Source organism: Aeromonas sp. CD, from assembly GCF_033349375.1.
GTDB lineage: Bacteria > Pseudomonadota > Gammaproteobacteria > Enterobacterales > Aeromonadaceae > Aeromonas > Aeromonas hydrophila.
In genome coordinates this window covers 759,716-776,717 of the sequence record NZ_CP137631.1, presented here as the reverse complement: position 1 = coordinate 776,717, position 17,002 = coordinate 759,716, and the positions used below count along the sequence as shown (strand labels likewise).

General features: G+C 63.2%; 17 protein-coding genes. 5 read left to right on the top strand and 12 right to left on the bottom strand.

All coding sequences use genetic code 11. The features are described 5' to 3' along the window. Positions 1-34: 34 nt before the first annotated feature. Positions 35-1,642: an ATPase RavA domain-containing protein gene (locus tag R2E40_RS03615; protein ID WP_318164785.1), complete on the bottom strand. Its 1,608-nt coding sequence runs from the start codon at positions 1,640-1,642 to the stop codon at positions 35-37. A 238-nt stretch (positions 1,643-1,880) separates the two neighbouring features. Between R2E40_RS03615 and R2E40_RS03610 the strand changes: the two genes are divergently transcribed. Both R2E40_RS03610 and rimI read left to right on the top strand, forming a co-directional pair. After that, positions 1,881-2,360, top strand: coding sequence for a DNA polymerase III subunit psi (locus tag R2E40_RS03610; RefSeq protein ID WP_318164784.1), 480 nt, complete (start codon positions 1,881-1,883; stop codon positions 2,358-2,360). A 50-nt stretch (positions 2,361-2,410) separates the two neighbouring features. Further along, complete coding sequence (gene rimI, locus R2E40_RS03605; RefSeq protein ID WP_318164783.1) at positions 2,411-2,860, top strand: ribosomal protein S18-alanine N-acetyltransferase; 450 nt, start codon at positions 2,411-2,413, stop codon at positions 2,858-2,860. A 37-nt stretch (positions 2,861-2,897) separates the two neighbouring features. Here the strand turns inward: rimI and R2E40_RS03600 are convergent, their stop codons facing one another. Beyond that, positions 2,898-3,443 carry a hypothetical protein gene (locus tag R2E40_RS03600; RefSeq protein ID WP_106553377.1) on the bottom strand — a complete coding sequence of 182 codons (546 nt, stop codon included), beginning with the start codon at positions 3,441-3,443 and terminating at the stop codon, positions 2,898-2,900. A 186-nt stretch (positions 3,444-3,629) separates the two neighbouring features. Between R2E40_RS03600 and R2E40_RS03595 the strand changes: the two genes are divergently transcribed. After that, positions 3,630-5,420, top strand: coding sequence for a long-chain fatty acid--CoA ligase (locus R2E40_RS03595; protein WP_318164782.1), 1,791 nt, complete (start codon positions 3,630-3,632; stop codon positions 5,418-5,420). Between the two features lie 82 nt (positions 5,421-5,502). On the opposite strand, the gene R2E40_RS03590 is transcribed toward R2E40_RS03595, so the two are convergent. The 5 genes from R2E40_RS03590 to R2E40_RS03570 all read right to left on the bottom strand — a co-directional run bounded on the left by R2E40_RS03590 (position 5,503) and on the right by R2E40_RS03570 (position 12,872). Next, the gene (locus R2E40_RS03590; RefSeq protein WP_043166210.1) at positions 5,503-6,717 is read right to left on the bottom strand and encodes an aldose 1-epimerase family protein; all 1,215 of its coding nucleotides are present in this window, start codon (positions 6,715-6,717) and stop codon (positions 5,503-5,505) included. Between the two features lie 254 nt (positions 6,718-6,971). Continuing rightward, a complete protein-coding gene (gene gshA, locus R2E40_RS03585) occupies positions 6,972-8,570 on the bottom strand; it encodes a glutamate--cysteine ligase (RefSeq protein WP_139703266.1) in 1,599 nt (532 codons plus the stop codon). A 60-nt stretch (positions 8,571-8,630) separates the two neighbouring features. Next, positions 8,631-11,444, bottom strand: a complete 2,814-nt coding sequence (locus R2E40_RS03580) for a pitrilysin family protein (RefSeq protein ID WP_318164781.1) — start codon at positions 11,442-11,444, stop codon at positions 8,631-8,633. Positions 11,445-11,463: 19 nt separating this feature from the next. Then, complete coding sequence (locus R2E40_RS03575; protein ID WP_318164780.1) at positions 11,464-11,901, bottom strand: YqaA family protein; 438 nt, start codon at positions 11,899-11,901, stop codon at positions 11,464-11,466. Then, positions 11,898-12,872: an NADP-dependent oxidoreductase gene (locus tag R2E40_RS03570; RefSeq protein ID WP_318164779.1), complete on the bottom strand. Its 975-nt coding sequence runs from the start codon at positions 12,870-12,872 to the stop codon at positions 11,898-11,900. Before R2E40_RS03570 ends, R2E40_RS03575 begins: the two co-directional genes overlap by 4 nt. Before the next feature lie 56 nt (positions 12,873-12,928). Between R2E40_RS03570 and R2E40_RS03565 the strand changes: the two genes are divergently transcribed. Beyond that, on the top strand, positions 12,929-13,096 hold the full coding sequence (locus R2E40_RS03565; RefSeq protein WP_005308905.1) for a hypothetical protein: 168 nt from the start codon (positions 12,929-12,931) through the stop codon (positions 13,094-13,096). 49 nt (positions 13,097-13,145) lie between these two features. On the opposite strand, the gene R2E40_RS03560 is transcribed toward R2E40_RS03565, so the two are convergent. Further along, positions 13,146-14,144, bottom strand: a complete 999-nt coding sequence (locus R2E40_RS03560) for a Preprotein translocase subunit SecY (RefSeq protein ID WP_201887031.1) — start codon at positions 14,142-14,144, stop codon at positions 13,146-13,148. Positions 14,145-14,446: 302 nt separating this feature from the next. Between R2E40_RS03560 and R2E40_RS03555 the strand changes: the two genes are divergently transcribed. Continuing rightward, a complete protein-coding gene (locus tag R2E40_RS03555) occupies positions 14,447-14,782 on the top strand; it encodes a hypothetical protein (protein WP_130633049.1) in 336 nt (111 codons plus the stop codon). A gap of 52 nt (positions 14,783-14,834) precedes the next feature. Here the strand turns inward: R2E40_RS03555 and R2E40_RS03550 are convergent, their stop codons facing one another. The 4 genes from R2E40_RS03550 to rpsF all read right to left on the bottom strand — a co-directional run bounded on the left by R2E40_RS03550 (position 14,835) and on the right by rpsF (position 16,823). Continuing rightward, positions 14,835-15,575 (bottom strand): ferredoxin--NADP reductase, encoded by a 741-nt coding sequence (locus R2E40_RS03550; protein WP_049047995.1) that lies wholly within the window; start codon positions 15,573-15,575, stop codon positions 14,835-14,837. A 101-nt stretch (positions 15,576-15,676) separates the two neighbouring features. Next, the gene (gene rplI / locus R2E40_RS03545; RefSeq protein ID WP_011704669.1) at positions 15,677-16,123 is read right to left on the bottom strand and encodes a 50S ribosomal protein L9; all 447 of its coding nucleotides are present in this window, start codon (positions 16,121-16,123) and stop codon (positions 15,677-15,679) included. A 52-nt stretch (positions 16,124-16,175) separates the two neighbouring features. Next, a complete protein-coding gene (gene rpsR, locus R2E40_RS03540; RefSeq protein ID WP_005308890.1) occupies positions 16,176-16,406 on the bottom strand; it encodes a 30S ribosomal protein S18 in 231 nt (76 codons plus the stop codon). Between the two features lie 30 nt (positions 16,407-16,436). Continuing rightward, positions 16,437-16,823: a 30S ribosomal protein S6 gene (gene rpsF / locus R2E40_RS03535; RefSeq protein WP_005308887.1), complete on the bottom strand. Its 387-nt coding sequence runs from the start codon at positions 16,821-16,823 to the stop codon at positions 16,437-16,439. Positions 16,824-17,002: the final 179 nt, after the last annotated feature.

Sequence of the window (17,002 nt, the reverse complement as noted above, 5' to 3'; positions counted from 1 at the left end):
GGCTCACCACAGTTCCTTTCGCGCTCGCCATGGTTCAGGCGTCCAACTGCGGCAGCCGGTCGTGCCAGTGGATGAGGTCGGTGCGCAGCTGGTCCAGATCCCGGTTCAGCACGAAGAAGCTGTCCTCCACCTGCTGCAGCCAGTGGCGGCCGATGAAGAGGTGCTGCTGATGGCGCTCGAACAGGTTGCGCTGGCGCTTGAGCTCCTGCGCCAACACGCCGGCCTCTGCCAATAGTCCGGTCAGGGCGGCCTGCCAGGGGGCGATCACCACCTCGGGGATGGGATTGCGCTCCACCAGCACCAGGGGAATTTGCTGGCGCTGCAAGTCCAGCACGTGCAGGCGCAGCTCGTCGTCCAGCACCAGCTCGTAGTGGCCCTCCTTGGGGTTGCCGAGCGGCCAGCCCACCAGCGCCTCGCCGGTGGGATGCCAGTGGGAGAGCAGGGTGCGGTCGAACACCAGCGTTTCCACCAGCCGCTCCGGATCGTCGCCATCCAGCGCCGCCGGGGTGAGCAGGTGGAAATGCGCCAGTTTGCCGAACGGGCGGGCGTTGGCCAGCGGGATCTGGATGCCGCGGGCGCGGCGCCCGAACCACTGCTGGCGCTTTCTGGCCTTGCAGCACAGGCGCTGGGCCACGCTCTGTTTGAGCTGCTTGAACTGCTCCCGCAGCCCCATCAGCTGACGGGTCATGGCCAGCTGCTGATAGCCGTAGAGGCGGGAGAACTCGGTCATCATCTCCAGCAGAGCGGTGCGCGAGGCCTCGTCATGCCAGAGGCAATCCTTGAACAGCAGCAGATCGAGCGGGGCTACCTCGTCGCGGCCGTTGAAAAAGGCGCTCGCCTTGATGAGCCTGACGGCCTTCTTCCAGCGCCGATCCGACACGTAGCAGCTGTGGGCCAGCTGGCTGTCGAGCTGCTGACGCAGCTGATAGATGAGCTCGAAGCAGTCGTCCGGCAACCGGATCCGATCGATCTGCTCCTGCCACTCCAGGTACTCCTCGCCGTGGATCTGCACCGAGGGCGGCAGATTCTGGTGGGATTGGCCGTCGCTGGCCAGCATGGCCTGGAAGTTGGCCTTCTCCTGCACCCGGTCCATCCAGATCCGCACCAGCATCCGGTCGTAGAGCGCCTCCAGCCCGCTGTCGGGGGCCGGCAGCTCGTTGGAAGCGGTCACCAGCAGCCGCATGGGGATGGGGTGCTGGCTGTCGCCGTTGCGAAACTGCCGCTCGTTGATGGCGGTGAGCAGGGTGTTGAGGATGGCGGGGCCCGCCTTCCAGATCTCGTCGAGGAATACCACCTCGGCCTCCGGCAGGTAGCCGGCGGTGAGCCGCAGATACTTGCCATCCTCCTTCAGCGCCTGAATGGAAAGGGGGCCGAACACCTCCTCCGGTGTGCTGAAACGGGTCATCAGGTATTCAAAGTGGCGGGCATCGAAGAAGGCCAGCTTGAGGCGCCGCGCGATCAGGCTCTTGGCGATGCCGGGCGGGCCCAGCAGAAACACGCTCTCGCCGCACAGGGCCGCCAGCAGGCCGAGCCGCAGGGCATCCTGGCGCTCGTAGAGCCCCTCGCCGAGGGCCGACAGCAGGCGTGGCAGGCGCTCGTGAATGGGGGCGAGACGAAGATTCTGTGATGCTAAAGGTGGCATAGGCACACTTCCGATACTGGGGTTGTCTGGAACCGGCACACCCGCGACGCGATCGAAGGTTCCCTGTCCTGCTTGTTGGATTGTCGGGAGGCCGCCTGTGGCTCGCTCCGGCCGGTTGCCGAGCGCCGGGCCGCCTCACCTGGCTAAAACATACCGCAAAAGATGCAGCAAAACGCGTTCGAGTGTACCCTGCGCAGAGCTTTTTTCATCAATGCAGATCAAGACTGAGTCATCGTCCATGCAAGATCCAGTGCAGCTGACCACGGCGCGGGAGCCCGCCCCCGCGCAACCTGACCAGGCATCCGGTCGCCTGCGGCAACACCTGCTGGCCCGGATGGGCATCCCGAGCTGGCAACTGCGCCGGCCAGCCCTGCTGGCAGGCCATCAGGTTGCGCCCGCGCCGGCCAATGAGATCCCGGCAAGCGAGCAGGCGGCTGCCCCCGCCTCGGCCGTGCCGAGCGAGCCGCCAAGCGGCAAGCTCTGGATCCTGGCGAGCCGGCTGCCGGCCCCCGGCCTGCTGGCGGATCTCTGCCAGCTGCTCGGCATCGGCAGCGACGAGGTCAGCCTGCTAAGCAGTTTGCCCGTTGGCCACACCCCACCCCTGCTCTGGCTGGAGGCGGCCGATCCCGCCTGGCCAGAGGCCCTGATCTGCCCGCTCGCGCCCACCCCCGCCCAGAAACGGGCGCTGTGGCAGCAGCTCAAGGGGCGCCTCGGCTGAGCGCCGGGCCCCACCTTCTCTTCGCTTAGCCGCCCCGACCCGGAGCCACCATGGTGCAATTTCGTCCCCTGCTCGAGACCGACTTCGAGCTCATCTATCCCATCGAACAGGCTGCCCACAAGGAGCCCTGGACCCAGGCCAACCTGCTCTCCTGCTTCGGGCCGCGCTACCTCAACGGCCTGCTGCTGGTCGACGGCCAACCGGCCGGTTTCTACATCTCGGATCTGGTGGCGGGTGACAGCTCGCTGATGAACATCTGCGTGCACCCCGACTTTCAGGGCAAGGGGCTGGGGCGGGCGCTGCTCAAGGAGTACCTCACCCGCAGCAAGGCCAACAAGGCCGAGGCCTGGTTCCTCGAGGTGCGGGCCGGCAACAGCACCGCCATCAGCCTCTACGAGAGCGAAGGGTTTGCCGAGTACTGCCGGCGTGCCGACTACTATGGCACCGGCCAGGATCGGGAAGATGCCGTGCTGATGTCCCGCCTGTTCGACTTCGGCTAAACCGCCGCGCTACATCTGCGGCACTACATCTGCAGCACTACAGCAACGGCGCGTTGTCGAGGGCCGGATCCTGCAGGCTCTGAGTGGTGTGCAGCACCGCCTCGAACCCGGCGGCGGAGAGCGGCATGAAGAAGCCGCGCTGCCAGGTCACCCCGGGCATCCAGATCTGCTGGATATCCACCACTATCTTGATGGGCTTGAGCGGCTCGCCCGGCTGCTGCACATAGATGCCGGGCGGCGTCGCCACCTGCGGGAAGCGGCGCAGTATGTGCTCGCTGCCATCCCCCGCATCCGGATTGAGGCGCACCTTGACCAGCCGGGCCAGCACCGGCGCCATCTCCTCCGACTGCCACAGGGTGGTATCCAGCAGCTTGCAGCGCCGGCACTTGGCGCGCTCGATCACGTAGAGCAGCGGATAGCCCTTGTGCAGGGCCAGCTGCTGCGCCTGCGCATAGCCCTCGGCGCCGCTCAGCCAGGGGTTGTCCTCCTCGCTCCCCGTGCCTCCCAGCGTAAACCAGAGCCCTCCGGCCCCCGCCAATAACAGCAATACCCCGGTCACCACCCCCTTGATGCCGACACTCATTGTTCACCCTCCCTGAATGGCTCCGCATGTCAGCCCCCATCATGCCTCAAGCTCACCCTAATTGACGACTTTGTGATCCAAGACAAATGGCGAACACTTGTAAGCTGTAATCTTAGAGTTTAAACTCCAGCGCGATTTTTCAGTGCCCCTTAGGGCGTACAACTGTTACTTGAGGATGTCTGACTGATGCCGAAACACCACCTGGTTCGACTGATGCGGGAGCGTATCGCCCGGCTTGGCAACAAGGCCGCCCTGCGCGTACAACAGGATGGCCAGTGGCGTGCCATCGGCTGGCGTACTCTGGGACAGGCCATGGACTACTGTGCCCAGGCGCTGATCCGCGCCGGCCACCAGCCCACCGAGATGGTCGGCATCTATGCCCGCAACATGCCGGAGTGGACCCAGGCCGATCTCGGCATCCTGGCCGCCCGCGGCGTCAGTGTCCCCATCTACCCCACCAGCACGCTCGATCAGCTGCGCTACATCGTCAAAGATGCCGGCATCAAGGTGCTGTTCGTCGGCGAACAGCCTCAGTTCGACCAGGCGCTGCAACTCGTTGAAAGCGGCGAGATCCGCCAGCTGGTCGCCCTCGACGGCAGCGTCAACCTGCGCGGCTGCCCGCAGGCGAGCCACTTCCAGACGTTTCTGGTCTCCGGCAATCACCAGCCCAGCGAACAGATACTGCGCGAGCGCGAGAGCCAGTACCGGATGGACGACCTGCTGACCCTGATCTACACCTCGGGCACCACGGGTGAGCCCAAGGGGGTCATGCTCGATTTCGCCAACATCGCCGCCTGCTTCGAGATGCACAACAGCCGTCTCGATCTGAACGAGCAGGATGTGTCGCTCTGCATGCTGCCGCTCAGCCACGTGTTCGAGCGGGCCTGGAGCTACTACGTGCTCTATTGCGGTGCCGAGAACGTCTACATCCGCGATCCGCAGAAGGTGATGGATGTCATCGGCGAGGTGCAACCGACCGTGATGTGCGCCGTGCCGCGCCTCTACGAGAAGGCCTACGCCATGATCCAGGCCAGGGTGGCCCAGGCCCCGCGCCTGCGCCAGGCCCTGTTCGGCTGGGCCACCAAAGTGGGCAAGCAGATGGTCGCCACCCGCCAGGCGGGCAAGACCGCCTCCCCCCTGCTCTACGGCCAGCTCTGGCTCGCCGAGCGACTGGTGTTTCGCAAGCTGCGCGCTCGCTTTGGCGGCCGCACCCGCTTCCTGCCGGTAGCTGGCGCCCGCCTCGCCGACGAGGTGAACTTCTTCTTCCAGGCCATGGGGCTCAACCTCAAGTACGGCTACGGCATGACCGAGACCACCGCCACCGTCTGCTGCTACGAAGACAGCCAGTTCAAGCTCGGCTCCATCGGCACGGCGCTCTGCGGCATCGAGGTAAAACTGGGTGAGAACAACGAGCTGCTGGTGCGCTCCCCGACCGTGATGCGCGGCTACTACAACAAGCCGGAAGCGACCGCCGAGGTGATGACCGAGGATGGTTTCCTGCGTACCGGCGATGCGGGTGAGCTCGACAGCGAAGGCAACATCTATTTCACCGAACGCCTCAAGGAGCTGATGAAGACTTCCAACGGCAAGTACGTGGCCCCGCAACTGGTGGAAGGCACCATCGGCAAGGATCGCTTCATTGAGCAGATCGCCATCGTCGCCGATGCCCGCCACTTCGTGTCGGCGCTGATCGTGCCCTGCTTCGAGTCGCTGGAAGAGTACGCCCGCTCCATCAACCTGCAGTACCAGTGCAAGACCGAGCTGCTGCGCCACTCCAAGGTGGTGGAGTTCTTCGAGGCACGCATCCAGGATCTGCAAAAAGAGCTGGCCAAGTTCGAGCAGGTGAAGAAGTTCACCCTGCTGCCGAGCGCCTTCTCCATGGAGCTGGGGGAGCTGACCCCCACCATGAAGCTGCGCCGCAAGATCATCGAATCCAAGTACCAGAGCGAGATCGAGGCCATGTATAACCATGTCTGAGTACAACCACGTCTGAGACCGCTCGGGTTCAGGGAAATAAAAAAGCCGCTTCAAGAGCGGCTTTTTGCTGTTTGTCAGTCACTTACGGCAGCTTGACCAGCGGCTGATCACGCAGCTCGGTAGGCCGACCGGCCTGGATCTGTTCCACGCTGGCCAGAGCCTGCTTCACCTCGTCGGCGCTCTGCAGCAGGCGGTAGGTCAGATCGAAGGTCTTGGTCTCCCCCGGCTGGATTTTGGGGACCAGCCCCAGCGGGCGCTGGTACTTGGTGCTGTAGGCATAGCTGGTGCCGGGTTCGATACCGGTCACATAGCCCTGAGCCCGGGTGTCGGTGTTCTTCCACAGGGTCAGCACCGGCAACTGCCTGGTGTTGTAGCCCACCGCCACCCCGGCACTGCCTGCCCGGTTGTTCAGCACCGCCAGGGTGTTGCCCTCGGCGTCGCTGTAGGGCACCAGGTTGAACACCATCTCGTCGAAGCCCTTGGTCGGCCCCAGATAGGTTTGCCAGCTCTTCAGCCCCCCCTTGGCGTAGTCGTTGAACGGGGAGATCTGCTTCACCGGGGTGCTGACGCGCGCGCCCTCCTCCAGGATGGGGGCCCCGAAGTTGCCGTGGTAGATGATCTGGTACTCGTTCTCGTAGTCGGCGTGGTTGGTCAGCTTGTCCTGCAGGGCAAACTCCGCCTGACCGGGCACGACGCTGAGCTGGGTCCAGGTGACCAGCTCGCTCATCTTGAAGGTGCGCTCGTCCACCCGGCCCAGTACGTGAATGGCGTAGGGCGGCTCCTCGTCTATGGTCACGCTGACCACGGAGGCCGGGATGTTCTGCACCCGGCCATGCAGACTCTTGAGGCGGCCGTCGTCATCCACTCCCGGGTGACCGGTCCACTCGTAGCCGCAGCGCACCAGCATCTCGTTGAAGCCATCGAGCCAGCCGAGCCCGGCGCGGCTCTCCAGATCGATGAAGGCCGGATTGACCACCTCCTTGACCGGTGAATCCCAGCCGAGACGCAGATCGGCGGCTCTGACCTCCTTGATCCCCATGCCGCGGGTCGGGATCAGGGTTATCTTCATCACCCCGTTGTCGACAATCAGCAGGTCCACCCCTTCCTGACGCCCGCCATGCAGCCGTTTCTTCTCGATGCTGAACGGTGCCGGACTCTTGATCCCCAGCTTGTCGCTGGTGATCTTCCAGTCCCCCACATCCAGCCCCTGCTGGGAGTCGGTCAGCAGGAATTCGGCAGCCTGGCCCGAGCTGGCGCCCAGCGCGAACAGTACCGCAATGGAAAGTCTCTTCAACATGGATTTATCCTCGTGTCTCTTGTTTTTGTGAAAGCTGAATCGTTTCAGTGATCGAGAAATTAGGCGGCAAGCCCATCAGACTCAAGCTGCAAAAGAGGAAAATGTGAGCCGATTGACAATAAAACCGCCCATTGCGCTGCTGAAGTGAAGGCTGACTCACAGTTATTTTCGGGCCCGTGACGGCCAACCGCCCACTGGAGAGCGCCCATAAAAAAGCCGCTCCGAAGAGCGGCTTGCAGCAGAAGTGGATCCCGTCAGGCCGGGGTCTTGCTGGTCCCGAAGTAGTCGGCCAGGAAGTCGTCGAACGACAGGCTGTCGCTGCGCTCGCGTTCCCGCTGCTTGGCCAGCGAGTCGCGTGCCTCGCCGGCAAAGTAGGCCTCGTCCCAGTACTGCAGCTCACCGGCCAGCATCTCTTCCCGGTAGCGGTTGGCCAGCTCGTCGCCGAAGCAGCCGTTGTCCTGGCCGCTCTCCAGCAACTGCTTGAGCAGGCGGGCGGAGTAGGTAAGCTCGGGGTTGAGCAGCTTCTCGCGATGCATTGCCAGGGTCTCGCGGTAGCGATTGCGACCGCAGCAGCGATCCAGCAGCGCGGCGACCTCGGCCAGCTCGTCGAACAGCTTGAGGCCGTACTCCTTCAGGCCGATGGCATGACCCTGCTCGTCTTCCAGCTCGAGGCCGGGACGACGCCCCTCCAGCACCACCTTGGTCTGGTTGCGGCGATTGCGGGCAATCTCCTCGTCGCCCAGCACCGGGGACGGGCGCAGCAGGCACCACACCAGGAACAGGTCGAAGAAGCGGATCTGATCCACCTCGATGCCGTACGGGGTGAAGGGGTTCACGTCCACGGTGCGCAGTTCGATGTACTCGATACCGCGCTGCTCCAGCGCATCCGACGGCTTCTCGCCGCTGCGCGGGGTACGCTTGGGCCGGATCGGGGCGTACAGCTCGTTCTCCAGCTGCAGCACGTTGTCGTTGAGCTGGCGGTATTCGCCGTTCACCTTGACGCCGATCTTGGCGAAGTCGGGATCATGGGTGTTGATGGCGCGACGCAGGCTGCTGACATAGGCCGGCAGGCTGTCGTGGCTGATCTTGAGCCCCGCCTGGGCGCTGTTGGTGTAGCCCAGATCGGACAGCCGCAGCGCGGTGGCATAAGGCAGGTAGAGGGTGCCCTTGCCGGTCTTCTGGAACGGCAGATTGCTCTTGCGCCCCTTCAGGAAGGAGTCGCAGATGGCCGGCGAGGCGCCGAACAGATAGGGCACCAGCCAGCCGAAGCGGTAGACGTTGCGGATCAGCCCCATGTACTTGTCGGAGATGAAGCGCTGGCTGCAGCACCCCTCGCACACCAGCTCCTGCCACTCGCACCAGAAGCTGTCCGGCATGGAGAAGTTGAAGTGCACCCCGGCGATCACCTGCATCAGGCTGCCGTAGCGGTTCTTCAACCCCTGCCGGTAGAGGGTCTTCATCCGGCCGATGTTGGAGCTGCCGTACTGGGCCAGCCGGATGTTCTCCTCGTCGCCGACGAAGCAGGGCATGGAGAGTGGCCAGATCCGCTCATCACCGAGATGGTGGATGGTGTGACGGTGGATGTCGCCAAGCTGTTCCATCAGGCTGTCGATGGAGTCGGTGGCCGGCGTGATGAACTCCAGCAGGCTCTCCGAGTAGTCGGTGGTGATGTTGGCATGGGTCAGCGCCGAGCCCAGACTGCGGGGGTGATCGGTCTGGGCCAGGGTTCCCTGTGGGGTGATGCGCAGACATTCACGTTCGATCCCGCGCCGGATCCCCTTGAGGGCGGTCAGCCGTTCCGGCGAACCCAGGGCGGTCAACAACTCGGTGAGTGACAAGCTTGTCGTAGTCATATTCACGGCTCATGTGTGGCCGCCCCACAGGGGGGCGGCGCTCTTTATTATGTAGCGCCCTCAGGGCAGCTGCAGCGGATAGATGGGAAGATGAAGCTCCTTCAAGGGTTTTTCAAGCTTTTGCTTGTCCCCCACCACCACAATCACCATCTCGGCCGGGTCAAGCCAGCGTGCCGCACTGGCCTTGAGCGTTTCGGCCGACACCGTCTTGATCAGGTTGTTCTGGGCCTGCACATAGTCCGGCTTCAGGTCGTACATGATCATCTGCAGCAGGAAGCCCGCCTTCTGGCCCAGGGTCTCGTAGGAGAGCGCATCCTGCTGGGAGACGGCGCTGCGCATGTAGGCGAGCTCCACCGGAGTCGGCCCGTTCTTGCGGTAGTTGTCCATCTCCTTGAGGAACTGGCGGATGGCATCCACGGTCGCATCGGCCCGCACGTTGGCACCGGTGGCGAAGGTACCCGCCTCCCGGTTGGCGGAGAAGCCCGAGCTGGCACCATAGGTGTAGCCCTTGTCTTCGCGCAGGTTGAGGTTGATGCGGCTGTTGAAGTTGCCACCCAGGTTGAAGTTCATCAGCCCGGCGGTGAAGTAGTTACCCGTGGTATCGAACGGCATGGCGCGGCGACCGATGCGGATCACCGACTGGGGCGCCCCCGGCTTGTCCACCAGATAGATGCCCGGCTTGGCCTGCTCGCCCGCCGGCTTGAGGCTGCCCAGAGAGGGCTCGGCCCCCTTCCACTGGGTCAGGAAGGCGAGTTGATCCTCCACCTGGGCCTGGGTCACGTCACCCACCACCACCACCTTGGCGTTGGTCGGGTTGTAGTAGTTCTGGTAGAAGCGCTTCACGTCCGCCAGGGTCAGCTTCTCGACGTCGGCCAGCACACCGTCACCCGGTTGACCGAGGCGGTTCTGCTTGCCGTAGACCAGCTCGCGGAATGCCTGACCGGCCAGCCACTCCGGCTGTTGCTCGCTCTGCTTCATCCCTTGCAGCATCTGCGCCTTGACCCGCTCGAAGTCGGCTTCGCGCATGCCGGGCCGCTCAAACACCTCGCGCACCAGCGCCAGGGTCTGCGGCAGCTTGTCGGTCAGGCTGCTGATGGTGACCAGGTTGTTGTACTGGGCGCTGGAGACGCTGACGCTGGAGCCGAGCTTTTGCAGCTCGTCGCTGAGCTGGGCCTCGGTCAGGCGCACCGAGCCCTGCCCCATCATGCTGGCGGTGAGGCTGGCCAGCCCCAGCTCGCCCTTGCCCTCGGCCCGCATGCCGCCCGGCAGGGCGACCATGATGGAGACGGCGGGGATTTCGTCGCTCTGGGTGCCGATGATCTCGATCCCCTTGTCGAGCTTGCCGTGCCAGATGGCCGGCACCTTGACGCTCACCGCATCGGCCGCCTTGGGCTGCACGCTGCGATCGAAGTCGTCTTTCACCGGTCGCTCGGCCAGCACCTTGTCATGCTTGCTGTAATCCGGCAGCTCGCGCTTGGCCGGGGTGAAGTTGGGCTTGGCTGCCTGCCAGTCGCTCTTGCCCTTGGGCACCACGCTCAGCACCACCGCCGGCTTGTTCAGGATGAACTTGTCGTAGGCGGTCTTGACCTGCTCCGGGGTCACCTTGCCGATGGCATCCAGGCTCTTGAACACATAGTTGGGATCCTGGGCGAACACCTGACCCATGGCGAGTTGGCTCACCTTGCCGGAGACGCTGTCCAGACCCCAGATGGCCGAGGCGCGATAGCTGTTGATCGCCTTCTCCAGATCCTCCGGCTTGAGGCCGCGACCGGCGAACTCGCCGATCACCTTGTCCACCTCGCTCTTGAGGGTCTTCAGGCTGCCGTCCACCGCCGGGTTGGGATAGGCGTAGACGGTCAGGGTGCAGGCCAACTCCTCGCAGTAGTGGGAGGCGCCCGCATCAATCGCCTTGCCGCTCTTGACCAGCGACTGGTAAAGCATGGAGCTGGCGCTGCCGCCCAGCACGTCGGCAAACATGTCGAGCGCCGGCTCCTGCGGATCGCCGAGCGACACGGTCGGGTAACTGATGTAGAGCAGCGGCAGGTGCACCTTGTCCTCAAGCGTCACGTAACGGGTCTCGGGCAGGGTGACGGGCGCAGGGGTCGGCTCGGCCACATCCGGGCCGCGCGGGATGGAGCCGAAATACTGCTCAATCCAGGCCAGCGCCTGCTTGGTGTCGAAGTCGCCGCCCAGGGTCAGGGTGGCGTTGTTGGGGCCGTACCAGCGCAGGAAAAACTGCTTGAGGTCGTTGACGTCGACCCGGTCGAGATCCTCCACGTAGCCGATGGGCTGCCAGGAGTAAGGGTGGGTGCGCGGGTAGAGCGCCTCCCCCACCTTCTCGCTCACCAGACCGTAAGGCTGGTTGTCGATGCGCTGGGCCCGCTCGTTCTTGACGGTAGCGCGCTGGATCTCGAACTTCTTCTGGCTCACCGCATCGAGCAAAAAGCCCATGCGGTCGGCCTCCAGCCACAGCACCTTCTCCAGCTGGTTGGCCGGCACGGTCTCGTAGTAGTTGGTGCGGTCCTTGTTGGTGGTGCCGTTCATGTCACCGCCAGCTTCGTTGATGATCCGCATGTGCTCCTGATCCCCCACATGCTTGGAGCCCTGGAACATCATGTGCTCGAAGAAGTGGGCGAAACCGGACTTGCCCACCTGCTCGCGGGCCGAGCCCACGTGGTAGGTGACGTCCAGGTGCACCAGGGGATCGGATTTGTCGGGCGCCAGAATGACGGTCAGGCCGTTGTCCAGCTTGTACATCTGGTAGGGAATGCCGAGCTTGCCCTCTTCCTTGACCTGTTCCGACACCAGGGTGGGTGCCGCCAGCACGGGCAGGGAGAAGCCCAGAAGCATGCTTAATGGAATGAGTTTGTTCACGGTTACCTCGTGAGTGAAGCTAGAAGATCTGCCTGGCCAGCAGAAAGACCAGGGCATAACGCAACAATTTGCCGAGCCCGATGAGAATGAGAGAGCGCCAGAAGGAGAGGCGCAGCCAGCCGGCCAGCAGACAGAGACCATCGCCGATCACCGGCGTCCAGGCCAGCAGCAGACACCAGTGGCCATGTTGTTTGAGCCAGCCGAGGGCTTTTTGTTCCCCACGGCCTTGAAAATCTTCCGATTTTTTCTTGAAGGTGGCGAGCCAGCCGAGCCACCAGGTGGTCATGGAGCCGAGGGTGTTGCCCAGCGTCGCCCACAGCAGCAGGCTGGCCATGCTCCATTCCCCCTTGGTCGCCATGGCCCCCAGCAGCACTTCCGAGCTGCCGGGCAGCAGGGTGGCGGAGGTGAAGGAGCTCAGAAACAGCCAGCCGAGCCCCAGCTCGGTGATGCCGTTCATCCGGCCAGAGCGTCCGCGGCGGGCATGCGCAGCAACAGCTTGCCACGCACGTGGCCCTGCTCGATGGCCTGATGGGCCAGCGCCCCCTCGGCCAGGGCATACTCGCCGGCGACCATGACCTGAACCTCGCCCTGACGCAGCAGGGTCAGCATCTGGCTCAGCTGCTGGCGGTCGGGGTGTACCAGCATGCCGAGCACCTCGATGGCGCTGCCGGCCGCGGCATCCTTGATCTGCTGGGCGGTGATGGTGGGCACCGTCACCAGCCGGCCACCCGGCTTGACGCAGGCCAGCGCCGCCTTGCCGCTCTCGCCACCTACCAGATCCAGCACCAGATCGACCTGACCGCCGGCCACCACTTGGGCTACCCAGTCTGCGTCATGGTAATCCACCATCCCACTGGCCCCCAGCCCGTGCAGGAAGCTGTGGTTGGCGCGACTCGCCGTCGCCACTACCTCGGCGCCATAAGCGCTGGCAAACTGCACCGCCAGGTGGCCGACACCGCCGGCACCGGCCAGGATCAGCACCCGTTGCCCTGCCTTGAGGGCGCCGTGTTCAAACAGCCCCTGCCAGGCGGTGAGGCCCGCCAGCGGCAGCGCCGCCCCCTGTCTGAGGCCAATATTCTCCAGCCTGACCAGCTCCTCCTCACGCGCCACCACGGACTCGCCGTAACCGCCGGCCGCGAGGGGAAAGCCCACCATGCCGCACACTCGATCCCCCTCGGCCAGCGCGGTGACGCCGGGGCCTATCTTCTCCACCACCCCGGCCACGTCATAGCCCGGCGTCCAGGGCAGCTTGTCCTTGTTCTGGGCCGCCGCCCAGCCGAGGCCGGCCCGGGTCTTGGCATCGATGGGGTTGACCCCCGCAAAGCAGATGCGCACCCGCACTTCGCCGTCGGCTGGCACCTTGTCCAGGGAAGGGTTGAGCCGAAGTACCGAGGGGTCGCCGAATGCGGTAATCTGTAGCTGCGTCATTGCACAATCCATCCTGTTGATTGATCAAGGGTCAACAGAATAACAGCGAGGACACCATGGCTCGAATGTTTCTTATTCCTCTGTTGCTGGCCCTCGGGTGGTGGGCGTTTCTGCTCTACTTCCGCATCCCGCTCAAACAGGGGGCCAAGGGCTTTTACTGGATCATCGGCATCGGCGGCGGGCTGGCCGCTTTCCTCAGCCTGATGATGGTGCTGACCCACTAGCACAGCCCCCGTGCGGCAATAAAAAGGCCACCCTGTGGTGGCCTGATGATCAACTCCCCTGCGAGCTGAGATGGTAGTGGCGGTTGCTGCCCTGCCCCAGCACCCCCTGGGCCAGCAGATGCTGGAACACCCGGTCCACCTCCTCCAGCGACAGCGACAGCGCCTCTGCGACCCGCCGCTTGCTGCACTTGAGCTCGCCGCTCTCCAGCGCGCTGCGCACCTGAGCCACCACCTCCGGCTCGGGCTCCGGTCTGGCCATCACGGCGGGCACCATGGCCGCCGCCTCAGCCTGGCGGGCCAGGGTCTGCTCCCTGGCCTGCTGCCACAGCCAGCTGCGACGAAAGCGGTTCTCCTCGCCGATCAGGCTGACGAAGAAGGCGCCAAACACGTCGAGCAGCACGGAGAGGAAGCAGACCAGCAGAAACTGCACCTGGCTGATGCTCATGCCCACCCCGTCCGCCAGACTGCTCATCAGCCCCAGCATGGAGGACTGCTCGTTGACCGGCTTGGCGTCCCGCTCCTGGCGCAGCTCGTCCTGACGCAGCCTGAGCTTGGTGTTGGCCTGCTGCAACCCGCTGACGCCGCTGGAGATACGCGCCATCTCGATGTACTTGCGGGCCGCCTCCTCGTTGAGCTGGATCTGCCGCTCTATGCTGGCGATCTGCTCGTCGAAGCGGGCGATCTCCCGCTCATGGCGCGCCTGCTGGTTGAGGATGGTGTTGGTGGCGCTGTTGATGCCGCCGATGCTGCCACCGATGGAAATGGCGGCCAGCACGCTGTAGAACAGCAGCGACCAGAAGGCCCCGCTCAGCTCCCGCCGCGCCTTGCACTCACCATACTCGTACCAGACGTAGAACTTGCCCAGCTCGAAGATGATGGCCAGGCCGCCGAACAGCCACTTCATCAGGGGGTTCTCGTCGATGGAGAGAAACAGCAGCAGGGAGAAGACGATGGAGGCCAGAATGGCCAGCCCGGTAAAACTGTACACCGTGGTCAATGCGAACCACCCCTTGGGGTAGCGCAGCACGGTAGAAGTCTGTGTAGTCATGATGAAGGGGGTGCGATATGCAGGAAAAGTTGGCTGCCGATTATAGTCAGCCGAGCCACAGAATGAAGGCTAATCACTTGAATTGACTCAGATACCTTCACAAACGGACAGGCTGCGACCAGATTGGGCAAATTGTCGACGCCTCCCCGTTGTCTGCCGCGGCAACCCCCGCTAGCCTGATCTCCTGCCCACCCGCGGCAAGCCGGCATGACATGCCCGCCAACTGATGTCGTGCCTGGTTCCGGCCCGGTTAAGGCGCCAGCTTCTACACTGAGACCAATCCTTCCGCACTCGAGGTCATCATGCACAAATCCATACTGCTGCTCTCCCTGCTGCTCGTCCAAGGCGTGGCCGTGGCGGCGCCCCCCTCCAAGAACAACGATGGCGTCAAACTCTCCACCGACGACATCAAGCTGGACATCAACTGGGATCAGAAAGAGTACGACTGGTGGCAAAATAACTGCCTGGATCTCGGCATCGGCGACAGCCGCATCCAGCTCAACTGCGACAAGATGGACGGCAAATACCGGGACCACTACAACCGCAGCATCCACAGCGGCAACAACCCGGGCCAGGGCCACAACAAGCAAAAAGGCAACGGCAACGGCAACGGCAACGGCAACGGCAAGAAGAATTGATCGTCATCCCCGTTACCCTGACACAGGGGCCGAGGCCCCTGTGTCCATTTCTCTACCAGTAGTTCTCCGCACTGATGTTGCCGGGCGCCCGCCGCAGGTTCTTGGCCAGCCCCAATGACAGCAGGGTCTGCTGGGTCTCCTTCACCATGGCCGGGTTGCCGCAGATCAGCACCTGACTCAGCTCGGGAGCAAATTCCAGCCCGACCCGCGCCTGCAACCGACCGTCGGCGATGGCGGCCGGGATCCGCCCTGCCATCGCCTCGGGCCATTCCTCCCGGCTGACGAAGGGCACATAGCGAAAACGCTCGCCGTGGCGGGCGGCAAAACCCGCGATAAGCTCCCGATAGCTCAGCTCTTCCCCCTTGCGCACCCCGTGCACCAGCACCAGATTCTCGAAACGGGCGAAGGCTTCCCCGTCGGCCAGCATGGAGAGGAAGGGGCCGATGGCGGTGCCGGTGGAGAGCAGCCAGAGATCGCGCCCGGCCGGTATCTCGTCCAGGGTCAGAAAACCGGTCGCCAGGGACTGCACCAGCAGGCTGTCGCCCGCTTGCAGTGAACCGAGGGACGGAGTCAGTTCCCCATCGGGGATTTCGACGAAATAGAACTCGTGATAGGGGGCAGACGGGGGATTGACGAAGGAGTAGGCCCGCTGGACGCGGCGATCGCCCTGCTCGAGGGCCAGTTTGGTGAATTGCCCCGCCTTGTAGGGGGCCAGCTCGGCCGCCACACGCAGGGAGAACAGGGTGGGCGTCCACTCGATACGCTCAAGGACGCGACCTTCGACCCAGGCCATAGGGATCTCCTCCAGAAGAACGGATCCTTACTCTAACCCTGGGCCTGAAAATAAAAAACCCGCGCAAGTGCGCGGGTTTTTTCTGCAAAAGCGAATCGCTATTACAGGGCAACAACCTGGATCTGTACGGTTGCTTTGACGTCAGCGTGCAGCTGAACAACAACTTCGTAGTCACCGGTGTTACGCAGAACGTTGCCCATGCGGACTTCGCTCTTGGCAACGGCTACGCCGGCAGCAGTGATGGCTTCAGCCACGTCACGGGTACCGATGGAACCGAACAGCTTGCCTTCGTCGCCAGACTTGGAGGCGATAACAACGGCAGCCAGTTCACCCAGCTTGGCAGCGCGCTCTTCAGCGGCAGCTTTACCGGCAGCCAGTTTGGCTTCCAGTTCAGCACGGCGAGCATCGAAGGTCTCGATGTTGGCCTTGGTAGCCATAACAGCTTTGCCTTGCGGGATCAGGTAGTTACGGGCATAACCAGCTTTCACGGAAACTTGGTCACCCAGACCGCCCAGTTTGGCGATTTTGTCGAGCAGGATAACTTGCATTACCTTTCCTCTATAAATTTCGTTGAGTTAGGCTTAAGCGCCGGACCGATTCTTACTTGTTGTGCAGATCGGTGTACGGCAGCAGAGCCAGGTAACGAGCACGCTTGATGGCGCGTGCCAGCTGACGCTGATACTTGGCGCGGGTACCGGTGATACGGCTCGGTACGATCTTGCCAGATTCAGTGATGTAGTTTTTCAGAGTAACGATATCTTTGTAGTCGATCTCGGTAACGTTCTCGGCGGTGAAGCGGCAGAACTTACGACGACGGAAATAACGTGCCATGGCCTTTATCCTCTAGTCAGTGATCCAGAATTACTCTTCGGAAGCAGCTTCAGTAGCTTCTTCGCGGCGCTCGTCGTCACGACGGGTGAAGCGCTCTTCCTTGGCCTTGGCCATCGGAGAAACTTCAGTCACGGCGTGCTTGGTGCGCATGATCATGTTGCGGATAACGGCATCGTTGAAGCGGAAGTTGGTTTCCAGCTCATCGATAACGGCTTGCTCTGCTTCTACGTTCATCAGAACGTAGTGGGCTTTGTGCAGTTTGTCGATCGGGTAAGCCAGCTGACGACGGCCCCAATCTTCCAGGCGATGAATGGTACCACCGGAGGTGGTGATGGCGCCGGTGTAACGCTCGATCATGCCAGGTACTTGCTCGCTCTGGTCCGGATGAACCATGAAGACGATTTCGTAATGACGCATTTTAGCTCCTTACGGATTAATTCAGCCTCCGCCCAGGTGCAGCCAGACCTCGGAGGCAAGGAACATAATGGTGTTTAGACGCTGCTTTTCTAGGGCGGCGTATTGTACAAAATCCCATCCCCCACTGCAACCAGCCGCCACCGATGTTTTTATCTATGAGAACAATACAAAACTTCAAT

What these genes read in the sequence shown, in the direction of transcription:
- R2E40_RS03615 (WP_318164785.1), bottom strand. Translation starts at nt 1,642, where the DNA reads ATGCCACCTTTAGCATCACAGAATCTTCGTCTCGCCCCCATTCACGAG.
- R2E40_RS03610 (WP_318164784.1), top strand. Translation starts at nt 1,881, where the DNA reads ATGCAAGATCCAGTGCAGCTGACCACGGCGCGGGAGCCCGCCCCCGCG.
- rimI (WP_318164783.1), top strand. Translation starts at nt 2,411, where the DNA reads ATGGTGCAATTTCGTCCCCTGCTCGAGACCGACTTCGAGCTCATCTAT.
- R2E40_RS03600 (WP_106553377.1), bottom strand. Translation starts at nt 3,443, where the DNA reads ATGAGTGTCGGCATCAAGGGGGTGGTGACCGGGGTATTGCTGTTATTG.
- R2E40_RS03595 (WP_318164782.1), top strand. Translation starts at nt 3,630, where the DNA reads ATGCCGAAACACCACCTGGTTCGACTGATGCGGGAGCGTATCGCCCGG.
- R2E40_RS03590 (WP_043166210.1), bottom strand. Translation starts at nt 6,717, where the DNA reads ATGTTGAAGAGACTTTCCATTGCGGTACTGTTCGCGCTGGGCGCCAGC.
- gshA (WP_139703266.1), bottom strand. Translation starts at nt 8,570, where the DNA reads ATGACTACGACAAGCTTGTCACTCACCGAGTTGTTGACCGCCCTGGGT.
- R2E40_RS03575 (WP_318164780.1), bottom strand. Translation starts at nt 11,901, where the DNA reads ATGAACGGCATCACCGAGCTGGGGCTCGGCTGGCTGTTTCTGAGCTCC.
- R2E40_RS03570 (WP_318164779.1), bottom strand. Translation starts at nt 12,872, where the DNA reads ATGACGCAGCTACAGATTACCGCATTCGGCGACCCCTCGGTACTTCGG.
- R2E40_RS03565 (WP_005308905.1), top strand. Translation starts at nt 12,929, where the DNA reads ATGGCTCGAATGTTTCTTATTCCTCTGTTGCTGGCCCTCGGGTGGTGG.
- R2E40_RS03560 (WP_201887031.1), bottom strand. Translation starts at nt 14,144, where the DNA reads ATGACTACACAGACTTCTACCGTGCTGCGCTACCCCAAGGGGTGGTTC.
- R2E40_RS03555 (WP_130633049.1), top strand. Translation starts at nt 14,447, where the DNA reads ATGCACAAATCCATACTGCTGCTCTCCCTGCTGCTCGTCCAAGGCGTG.
- R2E40_RS03550 (WP_049047995.1), bottom strand. Translation starts at nt 15,575, where the DNA reads ATGGCCTGGGTCGAAGGTCGCGTCCTTGAGCGTATCGAGTGGACGCCC.
- rplI (WP_011704669.1), bottom strand. Translation starts at nt 16,123, where the DNA reads ATGCAAGTTATCCTGCTCGACAAAATCGCCAAACTGGGCGGTCTGGGT.
- rpsR (WP_005308890.1), bottom strand. Translation starts at nt 16,406, where the DNA reads ATGGCACGTTATTTCCGTCGTCGTAAGTTCTGCCGCTTCACCGCCGAG.
- rpsF (WP_005308887.1), bottom strand. Translation starts at nt 16,823, where the DNA reads ATGCGTCATTACGAAATCGTCTTCATGGTTCATCCGGACCAGAGCGAG.